The following is a 22,296-nucleotide window of genomic DNA, read 5'->3' as shown; positions in this document are numbered from 1 at the left end:
GGGCCTGATGGAAAGGAGAAAATGATATGGCAAAGCTTTATCTCAGCCTGCCCTCACAGCCGGGAGAGGAATACCCCAACGGTGGAGAGGAGCAATATTGGATCGGCAAGGTTGCCGACAGCCTGGAAGCCGCGCTTTCCAATTCCGGGGTCAAGCCCTTTCGGATCCCCGGAAGCGTGAAGGAAGGCAGATTGCTCCGGGCCGCGAACAGGGGAGAAAACTGCCTGTATCTCATGCTTTGCTCTCAAACGGCTCCGCCGGATTCCGCCGGGCAGAGAAAGGGCTCAGACGTGTATTATCGGGAACAGTGCGGTGTGGAAAAGGCGGCGGCAGAGTTGTTTGCCGCCCGCCTGAAGGAGATCTATCCTCAACCGGAGCTGGCGGGCACCAGACCTGTTTCGGAAACGGAGGAACAGGAGAAAGATGCTTCCCCCACACTTTTGATCAAGCTGGCTTATCGGGATAACCCTCAGGACGAAGCCTGGCTGGTAAATAACACCATAGAGATCGGCGAAAAGCTGGCCCAGGCCGCGGCGGAAGCATTGGGGCTTCCTTTTTTCCATGCTTGAGGCGCTGCGGGACGCCCTGTGGGGCTGGCATGTGCTGCTGCTGATTTTGGCGGCGGGAATCTTTTTTTCCTGCTCCACCGGCTTTTTCCAGCTTCGCCGTCTGGGAAGCTGGCTGAAGGTGGCGGTACTGGGCTCCCGGGAACAGAAAAAACAGGGGGGTGTGACCCAGTTCCAGGCGCTGACAGCGGCGCTGGCCGGGTCCATCGGCACCGGAAATATCGTGGGGGTGGCGGCCGCCATCACAGTGGGCGGCCCCGGGGCTCTGTTCTGGATGTGGGTGTCCTCCCTGTTCGGCATGATGACGGTATTCGCGGAAAATCTTCTGGCCGCCAGGTACAAAAACGCGCCGGGGGCGCTGGGGTATCTGGAAAAGGCTGGAAAGTGGGGAAAGCCCCTGGCAGCTTTCTACGCCGTGGGCTGCTGCCTTTCCTCCTTCGGCATGGGAAACATGACGCAGACCAACGCCTGCGCGGTTTCCCTGGAAAGCTTCGGACTTCCCGCCGCCGTGACCGGCATTTTTTTAGCGGCACTGGTGTTTTTTGTAGCCAGGGGCGGCCTGCGGTTCGCCGTAAGGATCACAGAGCGGCTGGTTCCCGCTATGACGCTGCTGTTTTTTGCGGCCTCCCTGGGAGTGCTGTGGGTCTTTCGGGAAAATCTGCCGGGGGCGTTTCACAGCATTTTGGAGGGGGCGTTCTCCCTGCGGGCCGGTGTGGGAGGAACCGCTGGAGCGCTGCTGGCCTTGAAAACGGGCGTATCCCGGGGCGTGTTCACCAACGAGGCGGGGCTTGGCAGCTCGGCCTTCGCCTATGGGGAGGTAAAGGGGAAAACTTCCATAGAGCTGGGGTACTTAGGGATCTTCCAGGTGTTTGTGGATACCATCGTCATGTGCACGGTGACAGGCCTGTGTATCCTGTGCTGCCGCTCCCCCATGCTGGAGGGGGCGAAGCTTACATTTTTTGCCTATGAATCCGCCTTGGGGCCCATAGGAAGCTGGGCGGTTTCCCTGTGTACGGCGCTGTTTGCCCTGGCTACGGTGATCTCCTGGTGCTGTTATGGCCGGGAAGGCTTATTTTATTTGACAAAGGGGAAGGGGAAAACTTTATTTGCGTTAGCCGCGGCGGCAGCCGCCTATTTCGGCTGCATTCTGCCTTTATCTGCCGTATTTCAACTGGGAGACGCCTTTAACGGACTGATGGCGATCCCCAACATTTTGGCGCTGTTCCGGCACAGAAAAGAGGTGCTGGACGTAGTGCGGGAAGCGGAAACAAACCGTGCCAAAGCTGGAAAAAGGCGGCTTTCACAAAATTTTCAAAAAACCTAGCATTTTTCCCGGTCTTATGCTATACTGAATGCAGAAGGAAGCACATGCTTCGTTTCTCTGTTTCTTTGTTGGTTTCCCCCGGCTGACCCTGCTGCTGGCAGGAGGGCCGGATCGTTCAAAATCCATACGGGCAAAGAAAAGTTTTCCAAACGGCCCGGAAAGGCAGGTATTTTTATGAAACTGATCCTTGCGATCGTAAGCAATGATGACAGCGGCGCGGTGTCCTCCGCGCTGACCCGGGAAGGCTATTCCGTAACGAAGCTTGCCACCACAGGCGGGTTTCTGATGGCGGGCAACACCACCTTTATCTCCGGTGTGGACGATGAAAAGGTGGACGATGTGATCAGCCTGATCTCCAAATACAGCAGCCGCAGAACTCAGATCGTACCCAGCACCTCCACTATGGACGTGGGAATGTATTCCTCCTTCCCTGTGGAGGTCACGGTGGGCGGTTCTACCATATTCGTGCTGAATGTGGACCGCTTTGAAAAGGTCTGATGGATCTTTCCGGTTTTTTAGGGAACGAAGAGGTAAAAGAGGCCTTATCCGCCGCGTTTGCTCTGCGGCGGTTTCCCCATGCCATTGTACTGCAGGGGGAGGCGGGCTGCGGGAAACGCACCTTGGCAAGGCTGATCGCCAAGGCCTTGGTGTGCAGGAACCGGGAAAAGGCTCCCTGTGGGGAATGTCCGTCCTGTATTCGCGCGGACGCGGGCTCACATCCCGATATTCGGATCGAAGAAGGGAGCGGGGCAACCCGCTCCCTTAGTGTTGATACTGTCAAGGCCGTCACCGCCGACGCCTACAGAATGCCGGAGGAGGCGGAGCTCAGCGTGTATATTCTGCTGATGGGCTCCCGTACCTCCGAAGCGGCGCAGAATAAGCTTTTGAAGATCATTGAGGAGCCGCCGAAGGGTGCGGTGTTTCTGCTGGTGTGCGATTCGGCGGAGCAGCTTTTGCCCACCATTCGCTCCCGGGTGCAGAGCTTTACCCTGAAGCCCCCTTCACCGGAAGAGGCCGCGGCCTATGGCAGAGAACATGCCGGGCTGGAAGCGGGGCAGGCGGAAAGGCTTGCCGACCTGTGCGGAGGCAATATCGGCAGAATGCTGGAGGAGGCCCAGGGCGGAACCGCCGCACAGGCCGCGGGCATCGCGGCGGCAATGGCGGCTGGCATGCTGGATAAAAATGGGGACGCTCTCTTAAAGGCGGCGCTTCCCCTGCAAAAGGACAGAAAGCTTTGCGGAGAAGCCTTATCCCGATTGACCGTGATCTTTCGGGACGCCTGCGTTTTGCGGGCGGGCGGGACAAGCCTGCTTTCCGGCGCCGCTGGGGAAGCCGAGCTGCTCAGCGGTCTTCCCATGAACCGGCTGTGTAAGCTGCCGGAGATCGGGGAGGAATTCCGGCGGAAGCTGGAGCGCAACGCCAATATGTCCCTTTTGGTGTCCTGCTTGTGCTCCCGGCTGCGGGAAGCGGCGGGCAGATAAAGGGTGGCTTCGGGAAAACCGGGGTGATCCCTCTTACTTTTATAAAGGAGAATGTGTATGGCCGAGGTAATTGGCGTGCGGTTTAAGAATACAGGAAAGGTCTATTATTTTGATCCCGGCCAGGAAAAGCTTTCCTGCGGGGAGCGGGTGATCGTGGAGACCGCTCGGGGTGTGGAATGCGGCGAGGTGGCTATGGCGAACCGTGAGGTAAACGACAGCACCATCGTGCAGCCTCTGCGCAAGCTGGTACGCAAGGCCACCAAGGACGATCTGCGCCGGGCGGAGGAAAACCGCCGGAAGGAAAAGGACGCTTTTCGGATCTGCGAGGAAAAAATTGCCGAGCGCGGCCTGGAAATGAAGCTGGTAGAGGTGGAATACACCTTCGATAACAGCAAGATCCTGTTCTATTTCACCGCCGATGGGCGGGTGGACTTCCGGGAGCTGGTAAAGGATCTGGCAAGCCAGTTCCGCACCCGGATCGAGCTGCGGCAGATCGGCGTGCGGGACGAGGCGAAAATGCTGGGCGGCATGGGAATTTGCGGCAGGCCTTTCTGCTGCGGCTCCTTTTTGGGCGGCTTTCAGCCGGTATCCATCAAAATGGCAAAGGAGCAGGGCCTTTCCCTGAACCCGGTAAAAATCTCCGGGGCCTGCGGCAGGCTCATGTGCTGCTTGAAATACGAGCAGGAGGCCTATCAGGATCTGCTGCGCACCACTCCCAAGGTGAACGCGCTGGTCTCCACCCCGGAGGGCAAGGGCGTGGTGATCGATCAAAATCTTTTGACCAGAAAGCTCACCGTTCGGCTGGATAAGGACCCGGAGGCCGCGCCCAAGGTGTTCCACGCCTCAGAAGTAAAGCTGCTGCGTGACGGAAGGATCAAGGTGGATAAAAAGGAAGAAGAGCTGAAAAATCTGGAATAAGGCAAAGATCGGCCAGATAGGAGTTGTGCCGTAAAAAATCTTCCTTTTCTACTTGCGGAACCGGGAGATTTGTGATAGGATCATCTTGCGGCACAACAGGATAGAAACACAGTATAAGTGTGTGTGTTTGCTTTTTTGGCAAAAATGCAGGCTTCGTTTAGCATACTTGTACTGTGTGTTATAGTTGTGTCGCAGCAATAGAAGCTGTGCATTTTTCGGTGCGTGGCTTCAGCTGCGCACTTTTTTGTTGCGCAGAAATTTTTTCCTGTAAGGAGAGATGTCATATGAAAAAGATCGTAAGCACGGTTTTGGCTTTTTGCCTGGTACTGAGCTGTCTGCCTGTATCGGCTGCCGCGGCAGGAAGCTTCCGAGATGTTCCTTTCGGCCAGTACTATACCGAAGCGGTCGATTGGGCTGTTGAGAACGGGATCACTTCCGGTACCGGCACCAATACCTTTAGTCCTAATTCCAAGTGTACCAGAGGGCAAATAGTTACATTCCTGTGGCGCGCTGCCGGAAAACCTTCTTCTTCCTATCCAACGCAGTTTTCGGATGTCCATGAAAAGGAATATTATGCAGAAGCGGTAAAATGGGCAGTTGAGACAGGAATCACCTCGGGCACCAGCCGCACTGCCTTCAGCCCGAATGCCGGGTGTACCCGGGCTCAGGCTGTTGCCTTTCTGTACCGTGCCGCCGGTGAACCCGTTTCTGCAGGAACAAATTCTTTTGGAGATGTACCTGTCGGGGCCTATTATTCCAATGCTGTAGGCTGGGCCGTTGAAAACAAAATCACTGCCGGGACAAGCGCTACCTCCTTTAGCCCCAATTCAGGCTGTACCCGCGCGCAGATTGTGACGTTCCTGTATCGCTTTTTAGGCGGCTCGAACGAGCCTGACAAACCGGAGTTGACCCGCAGGGATAGGATTCAAAGGGTTTGCGATATTATTGAAAAGAACGGATTGCTGAGCGCAAACAGACGCCATAAATTTATAGATTTTATGCCGGCGGAAGATGAATATGTAAGTTTAAATTATGACAAAGCGGAAAGCAGCTTTGAGCTCACATATGAAATCAGCCGCAATGACGGAGTGAGCACTGCTGTGTTTGTCCTGTTTGATTTACAGCGTGATGGCGTGGAGGATATATTTTGCGGGATTGAAGATGCAAATGGCAGAAGGACATTTCTCAATCCGCAAATCGAGCTGAGTGATTTTAATCTAAATAGGAAAAACTTTTCTTATGCTATCACCAGTGGCAGCAGCAACGGTTTGGGATGGAGCTTAGCCGATTTACGCAGTTTTGCAGATCCTGCCACAGCTTTAGCCTTCCTTCGGTGGGAATATATGCTTGAAAAGTTGGGATCCAGCTTACAGGATTTCGGATTCAGAAATTACAAAAATATTGGCGTTGAGGAAGGTCCGCTCAGCGGCAACGAGTTTTTGAGTGTCGCAAACTAAGATAAAATGCTCCAACGCAGCGCCCTCCGGTATTTGATAATCCAAAACGCCCTTCTCTAACAACTAATAACTAACAGCTAACAACTGCAAGATAGGTCTTGCTTTTTCCCCGAAATGTGTTAGAATAGGGGTGTAAAAATCTTGTGGAGGTGTTACCCCATGCCTTATGTAATCAGTGACGAATGTATTGCCTGCGGTGCTTGCGCCAGCGAATGTCCTGTAGGAGCTATCTCTGAGGGAGACGGCAAATATGTGATCGATCCCGATACCTGCATCGATTGCGGCGCTTGCGCCGGAACATGCCCGGTAGGCGCTCCTCAGGAGGGCTGATCGGCTTTCGGGCCTTACCTACGGACGAGCCGTCAGGCTGTCAATTCGGAAAAGCGGGATCCAGGGCGGCACGGCGCTTGCCTTGGGTTCCACTTTTTGTTTCTTAGGAAAAAAGGAGGGAAAGCTGGTGTCGATCAGCGAGAAGGAGGCTCGGCCAGCGCCGGAGAATTCTCATTGGGAGCCCTTTGGAAAAAACTGCCGGGTGCTGGTAACAGAGGAACATAAATTTACCACCGATACGCTGCTGCTGGCTTGTTTTTCCATGCCCCGGGGGAAAGAGGATTGCGCCGATATCGGCACGGGCTGCGGAACGATCCCCCTGCTCTGGTGCGCCCGGGGGGAGCCGGGCTTCTGTATGTCGGTGGAGGTACAGCGGGAAGCGGCTCATCTGGCCCGCCTGTCCATTGAGGAAAACGGCTTTGAAGGCAGAATGTATGTGGTATTGGGGAATATCAGGGAGTATAAGCTGCTGTATACCCACCAAAGCCTGGATCTGATGGCCTGTAATCCACCCTATTATCCGCCGGAAAGCGGATATCAGCCCAAAAAGCGTTCCAGGAAGATCTCCCGCCACGAGGACCAGCTGACTCTGGAGGTTTTGGCCGCCGCTGGGAAATACTGCCTGAAGCACGGCGGCAGGCTTTGTATTTGCCTGCCCACAGAGCGGCTGACGGAGGCCATGGGGCTTTTCCAGAAATACGGGCTGGAGCCAAAGCGGCTGCAGCTGGTGCAGTCCAAGCCCGGCAAAGCCCCCTACCTGTTTCTGCTGGAATGCCGCCGGGGCGGCAAGCCGGGCCTTGCGGTAGAGCCCACCCTGATCATCACGGACGAGCAGGGAAATTACACCAGGGAGATGCAGGAGATTTACGGGGATTACCGAGAAAAGGAGTAAGAAATGCTTGTACAATGAGGAATGAGCAATTAGCAATGGCGAGCATGGTCAAAGCGGCAAATTATAGTTTAACACGCAGTTCCCACCTGTCATTCTGAGGAACGAAGTGACGAAGAATCTCGTCCTTAATTTTCCGAATAAAAGGGGAAAGGACGAGATCCTTCGCTTCGCTCAGGATGACAGGAGAGAGGTGAGCGAATAACCGGTATATTCCAATTTATCGCTCAGTTTGCGGTCGGGTCAGAAACCAAACTTCCGCACCAAGTGGAGACACGAGTGGCCGCGGCGCTTCGCCGCCAAATTCTGATCTTGCTCTTATAATTGGTCAATAGAAACACTTTCACAACGAAAAAGGAGATCGCCATGGAGCAAAAAGCGCTGGAAAAAGGGGCGCTGTATGTGGTGGGAACGCCCATCGGGAACCTGGGGGATTTTTCTCCCCGGGCCAAAGAGACCCTGGAGCAGGCGGATTTTATTGCCGCGGAGGATACCCGGGTCACGATGAAGCTTTTGAACCACTTTGCTGTCAAAAAGCCTCTTTTGAGCTATTTTGAACACAACAAGCTGTCCCACGGGGAGCTGATTTTACAGCGCCTTCGGGCAGGGGAGACCTGCGCCCTGGTTTCAGACGCGGGTATGCCCGCCATTTCCGATCCCGGTGAAACGCTGGTTGCCGCCTGCGCAGGGGAAGGCATTCCGGTTTACGTGGTGCCCGGCCCCACGGCGGTGATCTCCGCCCTGGCGGTCAGCGGGCTGCCCACCGGGCGCTTTACCTTTGAGGGGTTTTTAAGCGTGAACAAGCGCGGCCGCCGGGAGCACCTGCTTTCTGTAGAGCGGGAAACCCGTACCATGGTGTTTTACGAGGCTCCTCACAAGCTACGGAAAACCCTTTCCGATTTTGAAAAAACCTTCGGAGGAGATCGAAAGATCGCCGTGGTGCGGGAGCTGACAAAGCTTCACGAGGAGGTCTGGCGCACTACCTTGAAGGAGGCCGCCGCCCATTACCGGGAGCGGGAGCCGAGAGGGGAATATGTGCTGGTCCTTGCCGGGGCGGAAGCTTCTTCCCCGGAGCGGGAGGAGTACACCCTGGAAGACGCCGCCGGCCTTGCCCGGGAGCAGATGGAGCGGGGCCTTTCCGCCGCCGACGCGGCAAAGGAGGCGGCAAGGCTGACCGGACTGAAAAAAGGGGAAATTTACCGGCTTTTAAGTGGAAAATAACACGGCAGGCTTTTCTGAACGATTGGAAAGCCCAGCTGTTTTGTGATAGAGGAAAAGGGAAATGGAGGAATTTATGTGAAAAAATTTTTGATTGCTATTATCCTGGCAGGGCTTCTGCTGCTGGAGCTTTCCGCCTGCGCGCTGCTGGCCCGGGCCCCCGTACCGGACGCCTCCGGTACGGAAAGCGCAACTGCTCCCGCGGCGGAGAGCGCTTTGGAGCTGACCCTGGAATTTTCCTTCGGAGAGCGCACCGGCAGCTATCGCGGAGAAGTAAAGGACGGCCTGCCCCATGGGCAGGGCTCCTTTACTTCTCAGAATGCCGATGGCGGAGCCTGGACCTATACCGGAGAATGGGACATGGGCCACTGGAACGGGAAAGGGCGGTCAGAATGGGAAGACGGCACCTACCATGAAGGGGAATATCAAAACGACGTAGCTGAGGGACAGGGCGTGCGGGGCACGGAAACCGAACGCTATGAGGGAACCTTCCGAAACGGCGTTATTGCGGAAGGAAAGTATTATTATAGAAACATACCTCAAGTTACCTGCTGTTAAAACCCTTTAATTGCAGGGTTTTCGAGGTAGTTAGAAGTGGTTGCAAGTCGAGAAATGTAGGTAATTTGTGCATTATTTCTATACTACTTCTACACCTATATTCCTACAAAATAAAGAAGCCTCTTCATTGCGGGGGTACCTTCGGGTGCTCCTTCTTTGAGGAGGCTTTTTCTTTGAGGAGGCTTTTTCTTTTATTTTACAAGCTATTTTATTTTTTCCATTTCCGTCTTCAACCATTCGAATTCTCTCTGAGTATATACCTTTTCAGTGATATCAGAGATCTTATGCCCAACCATGTACTTAATAGCATACTCGTCAAGTTTATATTTCTTAGCCATTGTAACAAAGTGCTTACGACCATCATGAGGTCTATGATCCGGATTGAGATTCAATTCGTCTCTAATCATTGCAAAGCTCTTTTGATAGCGAGCATAAGTTAACGCTGTACTCTTCAGACGAGCATTTGGGTTGACATAGTTAAACAAGTACAGGCTACCAAGCTCCTGAGCCTCTTTATATTTACGCTCTACCAGATGTCTTATTCGAGAATGAATAGGCACTACTCGTCCGGTACCAGCATCAGTCTTCATACCACCACTGAAAGTCCAGTTCTCTAAATTCACATCTTTCAATTCAAGCAAACCAATTTCTTGTGGACGCCAACCCGAATAACATTGAATAAGTAGTACATCAACCATCATTTTATCATCTACATGCTGCCAAAGCAAGTCCATCTCCTCGTCTGTGAATGGGATATGCTCCTGCTTAACAGTTACAATCTCTTTTATTGTTTCCTCACTGAGATTGAATGTACGAGAGTAATTGCGGTCTACAAGTTCATATTCAAGTGCGTAATCCAGCATCAGGTTAAACAATGACTTAATTTGGTTCTTCATTGATGCCGTAGGAGTTCGAGTCTCACCTCTATAAGTTGATGTACCCTCTTCCATACAACCTTTGACATGACGAGCTCGTAGATCCTTAACTCGCATATCGTACACAGCCGTGCAATAAGACCATGCTGATTCAATAGCTCTGGTGCTCTTCACAGTCTTCTCGTATTCCGGAAGCCATTTGTCGTAGAGTTCTTTTACCGTTATAGACGGCTCCAGGTCATATGGATTCTTGTTATATTCTACGAGTGCAGCGTAAGCGTCATTGTAAGTAGGAAAATACGACTCTGGTTTAAGAGGTTTGCATATAGGTCGTCCGTTCGCGTCCTTACCCACGCTTACCATGGCTCTGAAAGGATTGCGGAGATTCCTATTCTTAATCTCGCTAATCTGTCCGAAACCATTTGGCAATCTACGACGTTTGTTGTTCTTATTTCGAGGTTTCCTTGGTTTTATATTTGGCTGCAATGGAAAACCACAATGCGGACAGGTTATAGCTTTATCGCTTACTTGCAATTCGCATTCGGGACATTTCATAAGCATTGTTTATCACCTTCCTATTGATTTGCTATTAGTAATCATATATCATTATGTAGGAATTGTCAACTCCTACACTAACTTTTTTTAATTAAACGAAAAGAGATGCGATATGATTAGCAATAACGAATCAATCTGCCCTAAATGCGGCGGTGAACTTAAATACTATGATAGCGTGAAAAGAATCGTAAGGACAAAATACGGGCGCAAATCTAAAGTGAACATCAGGCGTTTTCGATGCAAACAATGTGGATCTATGCACCGAGAATTGCCTGACTTTATATTTCCATACAAACAATACGAAGCCGATATCATTATCGGTGTTATAGAGGGTTTAATTACTTGTGAAACTTTAGGTTTCGAAGACTATCCATGCGAGATGACTATGTTTCGTTGGCGCCTACTTCCACCGAGGTTGTTTTTACTAAAAGCAGTTTCTAACCTAGAATAGCGGTTGAAAGGAGGCGAAAGCCAATGAATGAAATAACATTCGCATCAGGATCTGTCCCGGTAGCCGTTGCAGCAAGAGTTTATGGTAAGGATGCATCCTGGATAAGAGCCGGCATAGTGTCGGGATGGCTGCCAATCGGTAAAGCCACAAGAAACGGTAAGTTAGTTACCAAGTTGGAGGAAATGAATTCCAAGTACGGGCGCATCAACTTCTATATTTCGCCCAAGCTTCTTTGGCAGGAAACGGGTTTCATATGGAGGGGTGAACGAGCATGAGTACATCAATCAGACCTGAATTATCTCCTAAAAACTGCTACTGGATTGAGAAGCATCGTTATTACGAGTTAAAACACTTCTGTCTTCAATACCCTACTTGGAGGCGTAAGTACAATTCGTTAATATGCTATCCGAGCGGTTGGCCTCAACCAGTACCACCAACAAAAACCAATGTTATCAATGATCCGGTTACCAAGTGTGTTGAAGAGCGTCTATTCTATGCTAATCGTATGGATATGCTGGAGCGTGTAGCCAAGGAAACGGATGAAGAGCTTGCCAGTTATATTCTCAAGGCTATAACCGAGGGCATATCTTATGACCACATGCGAGTAAGAACCGACATACCTTGTTGTAAGGATACTTACTACGATTTGTACAGACGCTTCTTCTGGCTTCTGAGTAAGGAGAGACAATGATGAAAATAGTGGATATTGCAGTTAAGAAAGTCTATCGCTTCAACTGTCCGAATTGTCAGAGCAGACTTGAAGCAGATAGCAGCGAACTCTTAGACATAGGCGGTAAAGTGAATAAGTTCTACTGCCCCGTCTGTAGGAAAGACCGTTATATTTCTTGGTCAGATCTGAGGAAGAAGATAGTGTATGAGGGTTCGCAGAATTAACAGGCTCCTTTATGAAAGGAGTGGATAATCATGAACAAAATTATTAAAGGCTGTATTACTGGAGCTTTGATTATTGGAGCATTTGAATTGGGAGGAAAATTTGGAACAGGTCATGCATTAGGATGTATGGCAAAATCACAATTATCCGCCAAGGAAATACTCCAAGACTTAAAAAAGTCCAATAAGCTTTCGGCATGGTTTGTTTGTGATGTTGCAGAATTTATTGAGAAGAAGGAGTCCTAACACGGGCTCTTTCTTTTTATATTTCTAACCTAGATTAAAATCCGGACGAAGGTGACCAAAAAAGATGCTAAATTTGTATTTGGAAAAATTCCCGGGTTGAAATTTTTGAAAAACATTTTAGAAAGGAGGTCCACTTATGGAAATCGTAATTGGTATCATTGTAGGCATCATTGTAGGCATCATTATTGGAGCAGTTCTTACTTGTCTGATATTTGGTGCTTTCAGTGTAGGCAGCCTGCGAGTCGATCAGTCCATTCCGGAAGACGAACCGTATTTGTTTCTTGAGCTGACAAGGAATGTAAGTACGATTCTTCGGAAAAAGTTTGTGATGCTGAAAGTACGAGCTGAAGATTTTATTCCGCACAAATAACACTTCCTTTTATGGAACCCAGAATATAACGAAAGGAGAAATGAATATGGGCGAAGAAATTAAAGAATTGTTGGAGGAAGAAATCAAGTCTGAAATTGAAAACTTGAGTTCTCTCGAAGCTGGAAGTCAGCAACATTCCGCAGCAGTGGAAAGTTTGGCTAAGCTGTACAAGCTGAAGATCGAGGAAGACAAATCATCGATGGATTACTATGAGAAAGAGGAATCCCGTAACACGGAGATCGACATCAAGCGTAATCAGATGGATGAAGCTGTTAAGGATCGTTACTTCAGACTCGGTATTGCTGCCGCTGAATTGATATTGCCGCTGATGTTCTATGGCATCTGGATGAACAGAGGATTTAAGTTCGAGAAGGACGGAACTTATACTTCCCAGACATTCAGAGGTTTATTCAGTCGATTCAAGCCGACAAAGTAATAGGCCGGTTCTAATGCGGAGAGATCGTGTATAACGCATGGTCTCTTCGTTTTTGCCCTGCGAAATTTACAATCTCTATTGTGAGAGATGTAAAAGTGCTTTTTATCTCTTGATAAATTAGTAGTGGTGAGTATACTTAAAGTGCCACACAATCATCAAGGAGGTAATTTGCAATGAGCTTTTTTAACGATGCGCAGAAAGACGCTTTACTTACAGGACGGTATGTTTGTAGTGAATGCGGGGCCCTCATGGAATTTGAGGATGAATGGGAAGAAGTATTGATCTGTCCCGAATGCGGTCATTCCGTAGATTTAGAACATTATGGATTCGAGAATGACGAGGCATATGAAGCACTATATCCGTCTAAGGAAGATGTCTGCGAAGACTAAATAAGATTATTAGCAAGGGGAAGGAGTCCTGACGAGGGCTCTTTCTCTTTTCTTTTTATAGGTGGTATATATGCGTTATCATTTTGACAAACCAGCAATCTATCTCTCAATGTATGGTTCTCGATATGTATGTGAGCATCCTGTATACGATAGTTGCACTTTATATTTAATAGAGGATAAAGGTCTTGCTGTAATTCAGCAGCGTTTTGACCCGAATACAAAAAGTACATGGTGGAGTGAGGTTGACCCATGGATTACTGATGCTTTATATTTGCATCCTGACTTCAAGGAATACTTCAATAATCGTGCCGGGACTTGTACGGACGGACTCTACCCTACTGTAACTGTCCGACAAATAATGTGGGCTCTTAAGATGAAACCCATTAAGCGAGAACGCTGGGAAACAGTATTTGATAGACGAGATATTTAACCGCTAAAATCACATCGCCCTTTATGAAAAACCAAAGAAAATTGAAGGGAGATACGAGAATGAAAACTTGGAAAAATAAACTATCTGCTATTACATTATTAGGATGTGGGTGCATGGGCGTACTCATTGATAATGATGCTACGGCATTGGTATTCTTTATCATGGTTGCAATTCCGCTGTTCTTTGCAAAAGAAAATTGGATTTACTAAGATTAGGGCCGCTAACAACGGCTCTTTTCTTTTTCGCCAAAAATACATCGTCCTTTATGGAAACAACTTGAAAGGAGTTAAAGGAGTATGGACGAAATGAAGATTGGATCTAAATTCACAACGGGCATCATTTCGAAGTTGGTGAGTATGGTAATCCGAAAGAAGCTTGGGTATGAAGTAGAACTCAAACTTAACGAGGTTAATGCCACAGTTATCGATGGAAAAACGCATGTTCATCTGGATGTAGATGCCGAACTCGACAAGGAAGAACTCATGAAGATTCTTACGAGTATTGGTTTATAAGATTAGGGCCGCTAACAACGGCTCTTTTCTTTTTGCCGCGCGAAATTTACAACTCTCTTTATGAGAGACGGGTTAGCTCAGTTGGTAGATCACCACACTTCCGTGGAGGTCGTCGGTTCGATTCCGATACAGTCTCTCTTACTTTTTATTTTAACGAAAGGAGAAACCATGAGCATCGAACAGCTTAGACTTATTCTTTGCGACATGTACCAAATGGACCTATGGTACCCGCCGTTGTTTGGAAAGTGGTCCGATGAATTCAAGAAAGCGAGTTACTCGCAATGGGCTGTCGACGAGCTCTTAGATTATATCGCCGAGCATATTTACCCTCGTATGAACGGGTCTGTAAAAGAATTCTGTGAATTAACACACGAATTTATGATGACAACGGCTCGATATTCAAGGGTAAACCCTAAAACACGCCAGATGTTTCAGACTGCTAGTAATATAGCTTCTGATATTTTGGACCTCTTGCACGCTATGCAATAAAGCATGAAAGGAGATGTGAATCTTGGTGGGAGGTTATTACACAGCCATTGAAACCGTAAAAAACTATGGCTACTACATTGAAGATCTTTATGATTCATGTCCATTAGAGTATTCATTTGACGAAGTGAGTTATTCGAAATGGGCAATATCCATGCTTTTAGAGCGACTTGAATATTGCTTGCCCGGTGAAGAACTATTAACTATGGAAGCATTTGGTCATGAAATGGTCGAGTATGCTCGTTTGAATCAAAGAACCAGTCGCATATTTTTAGTTGCGTACGATGTTGTATGCAATGCGATTGATTTATACATGTAACGAAAGGAGAAAAGAAACATGAGTAAGAACCAAGCAATCTCAACGGTGTTGCACAAGTCGGGGCTTTATATTAGGAAATATTCTCCTGTAGCCCTATCTTGTATAGCATCTGTAGGTGTTGTGGTGACTGCTGTCGTGGCTGTTAAGGCTACTCCAAAAGCTGTGGTTAAGATCTACGCTGATAGCCGAAAAAATCACGATGGCGATCCATATGCCTACACCAAGAAAGAAGCTGTTGCATCAGCATGGAAATGTTATATTCCGGCTGTGGCAATAGGAGCTTCTACAATCGCCTGTATTATGGGTGCGAACGCTTTGAATAGGCGTCAGCAGGCAGCACTCACAAGTGCCTATGCACTCGTCCAGAATTCCTATAAGGAATACAAGGATAGCTATCAGAACGGTCCCAACTGTTCTTAGGATTACGCATACCCTCGACAACGATCTCATACTGTGCGGGGGACATAGTTACAAATTTTTCAATTTTCAGCATAACGATTTCCTTTCTTTGAAATATAAAAAGTGCCCTAAACTGCTTTTACACAATTTAGAGCACTTATTTTTTTGTTGCTGACATTAGAACTCCAGCTCAGTAATGTCGCTCCAGATGTCCTTCAGAGACTTTCCATCGAAGAAGTTAATATCCATAACCTTATCGATAGAGTCCACAGTCATTTCATCAGTACCGTACCACATATTAAACTCGTCCTTAGCCAATGGGTCAATACCACAATCATAACCGTTGTAGCAGAATGTAACATGACTGGTTAGATTTGCAAGATAATCTTTAACCTCTGCGATTGTCATAATATATCACCGTTTTCCTTCTGAACACCGATCTTATCCTTATAATTTTTACGAACTACGCCCACCTGACCAGTGAAACGGTTAGCGTAATCTGCACCAGGCATAATAGCCACTTTAGTACCAGCAGTAATCATAATTTTTTCTCCTTTCAAATTTTACCCATTAACTGGGGCATTTTACGAACCCAATAAAGCTGGAAGCCATCCTTAACAATAGGCGTAGCACCATACTTCTTCTCAAAGAGTCGTACAATGGCATTCCACTTCTGGTTCATTTCCTTAAAGATAGGGAAGGTACCCGCGTCAGTCTTGACATGGCGAACCTTCAAAAGATTCTGTACTTCAGAGTTCATCTCGTTCAGCATCTCAGCGATTGCAGTAGAGCACTCGTCAGAGTTATCAGATGCGAGAGCCTGTTCGTACTTAGCGAAATAGTCTTTAGCTTTCATAATCAATTCTCCTTTACAGAATCCACATGATGAACTTTACGGTAATAGCGATAACAATCGTAGCAACGCACATACAAGCGATGAGTCCGAGAGCCTCGCCAACGACCTCAGTGAGTCGGCTTCTGGTAGACTTACGAGTCTCTGTATGTCGAGGGGTTGCATCATACACTTTTACCATTTCCTGATTTCTCATTGTTTTCTCCTTTCAGCCTCCGAATTGTAAACCAAGTCCGGAATATAAATGTTTGTAAAGTTCTTTCTTGATTTCGTCCTTATATACTATGGTTGGATTTCCATTAACCATAATAGTCATGGTTTCTCTGAGTATAGGCTGGACTAAATCTGCGGCACTGGATTCAGCGGTTGGTGCCATAGTCTATTAAGGTTACCCTTTTCCAAAAAAATCTTTTTCATTTTCCTCTTGACATATTACCAAATTGCTTTCGGTTAAGCAGCCTTAGCAACTATTCTGTTAGGTTCGTACTTAAGCGTACTCTTCGAGTAGCTGCTGACATATTTGGTTTCATTGAAGTTGCGCTTCTCATTCAATGCTCGACTGATAGCTAAGTCGATAGCAGAACGAGATTTCAAATGATAGTAGTACAGATCTTTGAAAGGCGTATTCAATCTGTCTGTTCGACCTGCCGATTGCTTCATAATCTTGTAAGAGTAATTCTGCGAGTAGAAGACAATGGTGTCCGTACTTATGCAGTTCCAACCCTCAGCTCCGGCGTTGTACTGAACCAGATAGACCCAGCTATCACAAGTAGGAATAGGCTGGTGTTTATGACCGTTCCACTCCGCAATCTCAACATCCTCGCCATAGTAAGCACTTTTCAGAATATTAAGCTCGTAGTCGAAGTTATAGAAAACGATCATTTTTGGATGCTTTTCAAACAGCTCCAGAAGAGCAACCAGTCGGGAATCATCTTCATTTACAATGCGACGCCAAATATAACAGAGCTCACTCGCAGTAGCGATAGGTTCGTTCTTATACGGATTCCATCGTTTTCTGCCAGCATCTTTGTATTTAGCAATATCGTACTGCACATACACATCCTCATGGTGTGAACAGGTTTCCCTCTGGAAATCCATCTCCACCAGAATAGAGTTGCGCAATCGGATGAGTCGCCCAACATTCAAATATCTGTCTACCTTGGGGTACTTGCCATTTACCCAGGTCATGACCATGTGCTGTTCTTTGAAAGCTGTTCGATTCTTATAGAAACCGTTAGCTACAAAGACAGGAATATAATCTTCCCAGGTATCTCCGGGAGTAGCGGATAGTAAAATCCACTCGTTGAATTTTGCGATTTTCAGAAATGCTTTTACCCATGCTCCAGAGCCAACCACTCGCTGTTCATCAAATATAAAGAAAGCGTCCGTAATCGTTGCGTACTTACCGATGTTATTCCATGAGTCCACAACAATCTTATTGGAATAAGCACTGACTTCCGGATGGGTAGAAAGAAGGAAGGGCGAAAGCTCACCCTCCCATTCCAAAGTATCTCTTTTTCTCGCAGTGGTGATGATGTAAAGATCTTTCGGGGTACCTGGCATTCGAACATAATTCTTAGTACCCAATTCACCACCATTTTGTTTGTAATAATAAGATAGTGCTGTTCGAGATTTACCGCTTCCAACACCGCCACAGAGAATACAGCCATTTTTCATTCTGTTGACAGCGTCAAGTTGATAGTCTCGTAGAGATATGCCAGCCATTTACATCGCTCCAAATATTCGTCGCATCGACCAAGCTGGAAAGAAGTACATGGGCGTATACCAATAGTTTTCTGTGGAATCGTTTGTGGTTATTGGGTCTGTAAGCGAATTACCGACTTTGACATATCCAGCAACTCCGAGAAGAGACAACTGAATATAACACATTATTGAAACACAAATGCTCATTGGACTTGCTCATGATCGTATTGTCTACCTTGGTATGCAGTATGTTGAACGAGGCTACATCACACAAGACGAGTACGAGAATTTGTATGAATACTTGTACAAGCCTTATGAGAAACTTGGCGGTAATGGCTCTGCCAAGAGGATCATGACGGAAGTCAATAAATTACCCATTCACAAATCTACTTATACAGAACATAAGGAGGATCTATAAGAATGTGAAAGACTCTGACGGCACAACCATAGAGGATAGTGACGGTGACACTGTGATTGGCAAAGTCGTATATGCTATTCGATGACATTAGAAGCAATTAAATGTAGATTACTTCTGCATTATTCCTACACTTTGGCTGAAAAAGCCTGTAAATACGGGATATTTTGCTTCTATAATAAAGACGTGCTGCTGTTCGAGGGGGAATTTGACCCGGCCACCGGCAGACCGGTAAAGGGGCGGCTGTACGATTTGGACGGAAGAGTTTACGAGGGCGAGATCGACCCCGAAACCGGCGAGCCCAACGGCCAGGGAAAAATTCTGGAGGCGGACGGCACCGTAAGCTTTGAAGGCACCTTTGTTCAGGGAAACGCGGAGATCAGAATAACCGCCGTGCCCTATGAGGAACCGGTGGCCGAGGGCGAGCTGACCCGGGCGGAGCTTTCGGACCTTTACGCCCACACCGATGGAACCGGAACGGATTATACCGGCAGAAAAGCCACCGTTACCGGCATTGTCACTGCGGGCTTTACCACCACGGAGGGAGAGCTGCGCTTTGAGATTTGCCAGAATATCGGAGAGCGGAAAAACCCCACGCTGATCGCGGCAAAGGAGATCCCGCTTCAGAAGGGGGATATCATAAAAGCTAGCGGAACCTTCACAAACCAGGCCATAGAGCCAATCCTGGAGGCGGATACGCTGGAGGTGATCTCTCTGGAGGAAGGGGACGACCCGCCGCTGTTTTGCAGTGAAGCGCCGGCTTCTCAGACCCTGGGAGACCTGAAGATCACCGTGGAAAAGGTGGAATTCTGCGAAAAGCGGTTTTTGGTGTTCCTGTCTGTGGAGAACCTGGGGGAAGAAGAGGCCTATCTCGGGCGGAACGGCAGGGTGGTCCAGGGGCAGACCCAATATGAAAGCAGCTATGATCCGCTGTATCTGGACTATCCCCAGCTGCAAACCGCGATTCTGCCCGGCGTAAAGACCGCGGGCGTGATCCCCTTCCCCGCCATAGACGCCGAAGACTGCCGCTTCTATTTTGATGACGCTGTGTTTGAGATCGGGGTTCAAAAGTAAGAGCTTGTACCGCCGCCGGTTCCACTGGCGGTTTGCGCGGCTCGAAGCTCCGTATACGTATTCTATCGGTATAAGCTTTAAGAACAGAGGAAACCATGAAAAAAGGAAATTATCTCGCGGAGGCGCCGCCGGAAAAGCTGGCCGCCCTAAAGCCGGTTTGCGCGTTACTGGGGCTGGAATGGAACCGGGTAAAAAATGCCCGGCAGTTCCACGAGGACGGCGGCGGGGCGGACAGGGCCTATTCTGTGTACCGTGTGGAATATGACGGGCGGGAATACGTGCTGAAGCAAAGCGTACCGGCGGAGGCGGAGCTGTACCATACCTATCTGGAGCGGGAGGCCTTTCCCGTTCCCAGGCTGTACGCCGCCGCGCAAAGGGGAAAAAGCTGCTGGCTGCTTTTGGAACATATTCCGGGCGGAGATTTGCGGGATTTTACCCGGGAGCTGGCGGAAAAAGCGGCGGAAAGCCTCAGCGCCCTTCATAACGCTTATTGGTGGGGAAAGCCCGAAAACGGGAAAGAAAACAGCGGAGAGCGCTTTGTAAGATATTGGGAACGGATCACCCGCCGGGCAAAGTGCCTTGTGAGATATCCGGCGCTGCGGGAGGCCTATGAGGTGTTTTTGCAGCGGCAGAAAACCTGTCCGCTTACTCTGTGCAACGGAGATTTTCTCCAATATAACGCCCTGTTTGACGGGGAAAGGGTGGTGCTCATCGACTGGGCCTTCGGCGGGGAAATGCCCTATTCCCTGGACCTTGCCCGGCTGATCGCCCATGGCAGCGAAAAACGGGAGGCTTTTCCCTTTTTTATGACGGAGGAGCTGCGCCGGAAATTTTTACAGGCCTATTACCGGCGCATGAAAGAGCCGCCGGACTATGCGGATTTTCTGTGGGACACGGTGCTTTCGGCGCTGAACGAGTACATAGAATTTCTGGAAGAGGATTTTCTGAAGCAGGAGGAAGAGCCTGACCCGTTTTACCTTCGCCGGGCGGAAGAGACCGCGGCGGTGATCCGCCGGGGGAAGCAGGCTTTTTTACCATAGACAGCACCGCAAAATTTTGAAAGGACGGGAACGATATGCTGAGAAAAACCAAGATCATTTGCACCCTGGGGCCCGCGACCGACGACGAGAGCGTTCTGCGCCGCCTGATGCTGGGGGGCATGAACGCCGCCCGGTTCAATTTTTCCCACTGCACCCATGAGGACGCTTTGAAAAAGCTGGAGGCGGTCATCCGCCTGCGGGGAGAGCTGGGTCTGCCCATTGCCACCATTCTGGATACAAAGGGGCCGGAGATCCGGGTGAAATCCTTTGCAAACGGCCCTGTCGAGCTGAAAAAAGGAGATACCTTCACCCTTACCACCCGGGAGGTGGAGGGAGATGAAACGATCGTTTCCATCACCTATCCCGATCTGCCGAAGGATCTGCAAACCGGCGCCCGGGTGCTCATCGACGACGGCCTGGTGGAAATGAGGGTGCGCAACGTTTCCGATACGGATATCGTCTGCGAGGTGAAAAATGGCGGCAGGGTATCGAACAACAAGGGCATCAACGTTCCCGGCACCAAGCTTTCCATGCCCTTTATCAGCGAGAGGGACCGCTCCGATATCATTTTCGGCATTGAAAGCGGTTTTGATTTTATCGCCGCCTCCTTCACCCGATCCGCCGCAGACATTCTGGAGATCCGGAAGATCCTGGAGGAATACCACTGCCATTCCATCAATATCATCGCCAAAATCGAAAATATGGAGGGCGTGGAGAACATCGACGAGATCCTCCGGGTGGCGGACGGCATCATGGTGGCCCGGGGCGATATGGGAGTAGAGATCCCCTTTGAGGACGTGCCCGTGCTACAAAAGCAGCTGATCCAGAAATCCTATCATGCCGGAAAGCAGGTGGTCACTGCCACTCAAATGCTGGACTCCATGATGAAGAACCCCCGCCCCACCCGGGCGGAGGCCACCGACGTGGCCAACGCCATTTACGACGGCACCAGCTGTATCATGCTGTCCGGAGAAACCGCCGCGGGCAACTATCCGGTGGAAGCCCTGGAAACCATGGTGCGCATTGCGGAAAAGGCGGAGCAGAGCATCAATTACATTCAGCGGTTCAACTCCCGGGATAATTCCGATATCGCCTTCGATGTGACCAACGCCATTTCCCACGCCACCTGCACCACCGCCCACGACCTGGGGGCCAAGGCCATTATTACCGTGACGAAATCCGGCGGAACGGCCCGGCAGCTTTCCAAGTTCCGCCCGCTGTACCCCATTGTGGGCTGTACCATTCATGAGCACGTCTGCCGCCAGCTGAACCTTTCCTGGGGCGTTTCTCCCCTGGTGATCGCCGAGGAAAAGGATACCGACACCCTGTTTGACCACGCGGTGGACGCGGCGGAGCAGGCGGGCATTGTAAAAAGCGGCGACCTGGTGGTGATCACCGCCGGTATGCCCCTGGGGGTATCCGGCACCACCAATATGATGAAGGTCCATGTGGTGGGCCATGTGCTGCTCACCGGCCAGGGCGTTACGGAGAAAGCGGTTTCCGCCCGGCTGTGTGTGGTAAAAAAGCCGGAGGATCTGAAGAATTTCCGGGACGGAGACATTCTGGTGGTCTCGGAAACAGACAACACCATGGTGGATTACCTGCGCCGTGCCTCCGGCATTATCACCGAGCAAAAGGGTCAGAACACCCACGCCGCCATTGCCGGCCTCGCCATGGATAAGCCGGTGATCACCGGAGCCGAATACGCCACCGATATCCTGAAAAACGGTGCGGTGGTAACGCTGGACGCCCAGACCGGCAGGGTCAGCGCGTGCTGAAAGCCGCCGAAAATGGGAAAAGCCGAGGCTTTTCGTAAAAAACAAAAAAGAAGCCTTGCTTTTTCAGGCTTCTCAGAGTAAAATGAAACTGGAAACATAAAAATAGCGGCAGGACATGAAAAGCGCCAACTTTCCATGTCCCTGTGATGAGTGATGAAGCCACTCAACACAACAGTCTTTCGACTGCACCACGCTCCTATTATATCCATTTTCCGGTATCATTTCAAGTCCGGCAATGGGGATAAAGGGTTTCTCGTGTTGCGCTTTGATTTTTCAGGCGGTGTTGAGTTTTACGCTCAGCGCCGCCTTTTATGTTTCCGGCACGGCATGGG

General features: G+C 49.4%; 29 protein-coding genes. 24 read left to right on the top strand and 5 right to left on the bottom strand.

The annotated features are described in order from the left end of the window. Positions 1-26: 26 nt before the first annotated feature. The 10 genes from U8T64_RS01740 to U8T64_RS01695 all read left to right on the top strand — a co-directional run bounded on the left by U8T64_RS01740 (position 27) and on the right by U8T64_RS01695 (position 8,741). The gene (locus tag U8T64_RS01740; RefSeq protein WP_322180342.1) at positions 27-569 is read left to right on the top strand and encodes a peptidoglycan hydrolase; all 543 of its coding nucleotides are present in this window, start codon (positions 27-29) and stop codon (positions 567-569) included. Further along, positions 562-1,890, top strand: a complete 1,329-nt coding sequence (locus U8T64_RS01735) for an alanine/glycine:cation symporter family protein (protein WP_322180340.1) — start codon at positions 562-564, stop codon at positions 1,888-1,890. Before U8T64_RS01740 ends, U8T64_RS01735 begins: the two co-directional genes overlap by 8 nt. A 174-nt stretch (positions 1,891-2,064) precedes the next feature. Further along, the gene (locus U8T64_RS01730) at positions 2,065-2,388 is read left to right on the top strand and encodes a cyclic-di-AMP receptor (RefSeq protein WP_322180338.1); all 324 of its coding nucleotides are present in this window, start codon (positions 2,065-2,067) and stop codon (positions 2,386-2,388) included. After that, the gene (locus tag U8T64_RS01725; protein WP_322180336.1) at positions 2,388-3,371 is read left to right on the top strand and encodes a DNA polymerase III subunit; all 984 of its coding nucleotides are present in this window, start codon (positions 2,388-2,390) and stop codon (positions 3,369-3,371) included. The genes U8T64_RS01730 and U8T64_RS01725 overlap by 1 nt, the downstream gene beginning before the upstream one ends. Positions 3,372-3,428: 57 nt before the next feature. Continuing rightward, entirely contained in the window at positions 3,429-4,289 is an 861-nt protein-coding gene (locus tag U8T64_RS01720) for a PSP1 domain-containing protein (protein ID WP_322180334.1), read from the top strand. Between the two features lie 284 nt (positions 4,290-4,573). Further along, the gene (locus U8T64_RS01715) at positions 4,574-5,746 is read left to right on the top strand and encodes an S-layer homology domain-containing protein (protein WP_322180332.1); all 1,173 of its coding nucleotides are present in this window, start codon (positions 4,574-4,576) and stop codon (positions 5,744-5,746) included. A gap of 159 nt (positions 5,747-5,905) precedes the next feature. Next, the gene (gene fdxA, locus U8T64_RS01710; protein WP_177894382.1) at positions 5,906-6,076 is read left to right on the top strand and encodes a 4Fe-4S ferredoxin; all 171 of its coding nucleotides are present in this window, start codon (positions 5,906-5,908) and stop codon (positions 6,074-6,076) included. A gap of 127 nt (positions 6,077-6,203) precedes the next feature. Further along, positions 6,204-6,968 carry a tRNA1(Val) (adenine(37)-N6)-methyltransferase gene (locus tag U8T64_RS01705; RefSeq protein WP_322180329.1) on the top strand — a complete coding sequence of 255 codons (765 nt, stop codon included), beginning with the start codon at positions 6,204-6,206 and terminating at the stop codon, positions 6,966-6,968. 363 nt (positions 6,969-7,331) lie between these two features. Continuing rightward, positions 7,332-8,186, top strand: coding sequence for a 16S rRNA (cytidine(1402)-2'-O)-methyltransferase (rsmI, locus tag U8T64_RS01700; RefSeq protein ID WP_322180327.1), 855 nt, complete (start codon positions 7,332-7,334; stop codon positions 8,184-8,186). Between the two features lie 75 nt (positions 8,187-8,261). Then, positions 8,262-8,741 (top strand): MORN repeat-containing protein, encoded by a 480-nt coding sequence (locus U8T64_RS01695; RefSeq protein WP_322180325.1) that lies wholly within the window; start codon positions 8,262-8,264, stop codon positions 8,739-8,741. Positions 8,742-8,944: 203 nt separating this feature from the next. Here U8T64_RS01695 and U8T64_RS01690 read toward each other — a convergent pair whose 3' ends face one another. Then, complete coding sequence (locus U8T64_RS01690; protein ID WP_322180323.1) at positions 8,945-10,177, bottom strand: site-specific integrase; 1,233 nt, start codon at positions 10,175-10,177, stop codon at positions 8,945-8,947. A 106-nt stretch (positions 10,178-10,283) separates the two neighbouring features. Between U8T64_RS01690 and U8T64_RS01685 the strand changes: the two genes are divergently transcribed. From U8T64_RS01685 to U8T64_RS01620, 11 genes are all read left to right on the top strand, one after another. Next, positions 10,284-10,622, top strand: coding sequence for a DUF6431 domain-containing protein (locus U8T64_RS01685; RefSeq protein ID WP_322180321.1), 339 nt, complete (start codon positions 10,284-10,286; stop codon positions 10,620-10,622). Between the two features lie 23 nt (positions 10,623-10,645). Beyond that, positions 10,646-10,897: a hypothetical protein gene (locus U8T64_RS01680; protein ID WP_322180319.1), complete on the top strand. Its 252-nt coding sequence runs from the start codon at positions 10,646-10,648 to the stop codon at positions 10,895-10,897. 649 nt (positions 10,898-11,546) lie between these two features. Continuing rightward, positions 11,547-11,759 carry a hypothetical protein gene (locus U8T64_RS01665; RefSeq protein WP_322180316.1) on the top strand — a complete coding sequence of 71 codons (213 nt, stop codon included), beginning with the start codon at positions 11,547-11,549 and terminating at the stop codon, positions 11,757-11,759. Between the two features lie 136 nt (positions 11,760-11,895). Further along, complete coding sequence (locus U8T64_RS01660) at positions 11,896-12,129, top strand: hypothetical protein (RefSeq protein ID WP_322180314.1); 234 nt, start codon at positions 11,896-11,898, stop codon at positions 12,127-12,129. Positions 12,130-12,175: 46 nt separating this feature from the next. Further along, positions 12,176-12,565, top strand: a complete 390-nt coding sequence (locus U8T64_RS01655) for a hypothetical protein (protein ID WP_322180312.1) — start codon at positions 12,176-12,178, stop codon at positions 12,563-12,565. 173 nt (positions 12,566-12,738) lie between these two features. After that, the gene (locus tag U8T64_RS01650; RefSeq protein ID WP_322180311.1) at positions 12,739-12,954 is read left to right on the top strand and encodes an Rpo12/RPC10 RNA polymerase subunit family protein; all 216 of its coding nucleotides are present in this window, start codon (positions 12,739-12,741) and stop codon (positions 12,952-12,954) included. 489 nt (positions 12,955-13,443) lie between these two features. Next, positions 13,444-13,593: a hypothetical protein gene (locus U8T64_RS01640; protein ID WP_322180306.1), complete on the top strand. Its 150-nt coding sequence runs from the start codon at positions 13,444-13,446 to the stop codon at positions 13,591-13,593. Positions 13,594-13,680: 87 nt separating this feature from the next. Continuing rightward, positions 13,681-13,896 carry a CTP synthase gene (locus U8T64_RS01635; RefSeq protein ID WP_322180304.1) on the top strand — a complete coding sequence of 72 codons (216 nt, stop codon included), beginning with the start codon at positions 13,681-13,683 and terminating at the stop codon, positions 13,894-13,896. A gap of 168 nt (positions 13,897-14,064) precedes the next feature. Further along, positions 14,065-14,385 (top strand): hypothetical protein, encoded by a 321-nt coding sequence (locus U8T64_RS01630; protein ID WP_322180302.1) that lies wholly within the window; start codon positions 14,065-14,067, stop codon positions 14,383-14,385. A 22-nt stretch (positions 14,386-14,407) separates the two neighbouring features. Continuing rightward, complete coding sequence (locus U8T64_RS01625; protein WP_322180300.1) at positions 14,408-14,701, top strand: hypothetical protein; 294 nt, start codon at positions 14,408-14,410, stop codon at positions 14,699-14,701. An 18-nt stretch (positions 14,702-14,719) separates the two neighbouring features. Further along, on the top strand, positions 14,720-15,121 hold the full coding sequence (locus tag U8T64_RS01620; protein WP_322180298.1) for a DUF6353 family protein: 402 nt from the start codon (positions 14,720-14,722) through the stop codon (positions 15,119-15,121). A 156-nt stretch (positions 15,122-15,277) separates the two neighbouring features. Here the strand turns inward: U8T64_RS01620 and U8T64_RS01615 are convergent, their stop codons facing one another. The 4 genes from U8T64_RS01615 to U8T64_RS01600 form a co-directional block, all read right to left on the bottom strand. After that, complete coding sequence (locus U8T64_RS01615; RefSeq protein ID WP_322180296.1) at positions 15,278-15,508, bottom strand: hypothetical protein; 231 nt, start codon at positions 15,506-15,508, stop codon at positions 15,278-15,280. After that, positions 15,505-15,642 (bottom strand): hypothetical protein, encoded by a 138-nt coding sequence (locus U8T64_RS01610; protein ID WP_322180294.1) that lies wholly within the window; start codon positions 15,640-15,642, stop codon positions 15,505-15,507. Before U8T64_RS01610 ends, U8T64_RS01615 begins: the two co-directional genes overlap by 4 nt. 14 nt (positions 15,643-15,656) lie before the next feature. Then, positions 15,657-15,956 (bottom strand): hypothetical protein, encoded by a 300-nt coding sequence (locus U8T64_RS01605; protein WP_322180292.1) that lies wholly within the window; start codon positions 15,954-15,956, stop codon positions 15,657-15,659. Between the two features lie 447 nt (positions 15,957-16,403). After that, positions 16,404-17,678 (bottom strand): hypothetical protein, encoded by a 1,275-nt coding sequence (locus U8T64_RS01600; protein ID WP_322180291.1) that lies wholly within the window; start codon positions 17,676-17,678, stop codon positions 16,404-16,406. Positions 17,679-18,258: 580 nt separating this feature from the next. On the opposite strand from U8T64_RS01600, the gene U8T64_RS01595 reads away from it, so the two are divergent. The 3 genes from U8T64_RS01595 (at position 18,259) to pyk (ending at position 21,964) form a co-directional block, all read left to right on the top strand. After that, positions 18,259-19,146, top strand: coding sequence for a hypothetical protein (locus tag U8T64_RS01595; protein WP_322180289.1), 888 nt, complete (start codon positions 18,259-18,261; stop codon positions 19,144-19,146). A gap of 95 nt (positions 19,147-19,241) precedes the next feature. Further along, positions 19,242-20,186, top strand: a complete 945-nt coding sequence (locus U8T64_RS01590) for an aminoglycoside phosphotransferase family protein (protein ID WP_322180287.1) — start codon at positions 19,242-19,244, stop codon at positions 20,184-20,186. 35 nt (positions 20,187-20,221) lie between these two features. After that, positions 20,222-21,964: a pyruvate kinase gene (gene pyk, locus U8T64_RS01585; RefSeq protein WP_322180286.1), complete on the top strand. Its 1,743-nt coding sequence runs from the start codon at positions 20,222-20,224 to the stop codon at positions 21,962-21,964. The last annotated feature ends 332 nt before the right edge of the window (positions 21,965-22,296 follow it).

The organism is Neglectibacter caecimuris, from assembly GCF_034335015.1.
In the GTDB taxonomy this organism is placed as follows: domain Bacteria; phylum Bacillota; class Clostridia; order Oscillospirales; family Acutalibacteraceae; genus Acutalibacter; species Acutalibacter caecimuris_A.
Note: the sequence above shows the minus strand (reverse complement) of the source record. Positions and strands in the feature narration are given on the sequence as shown.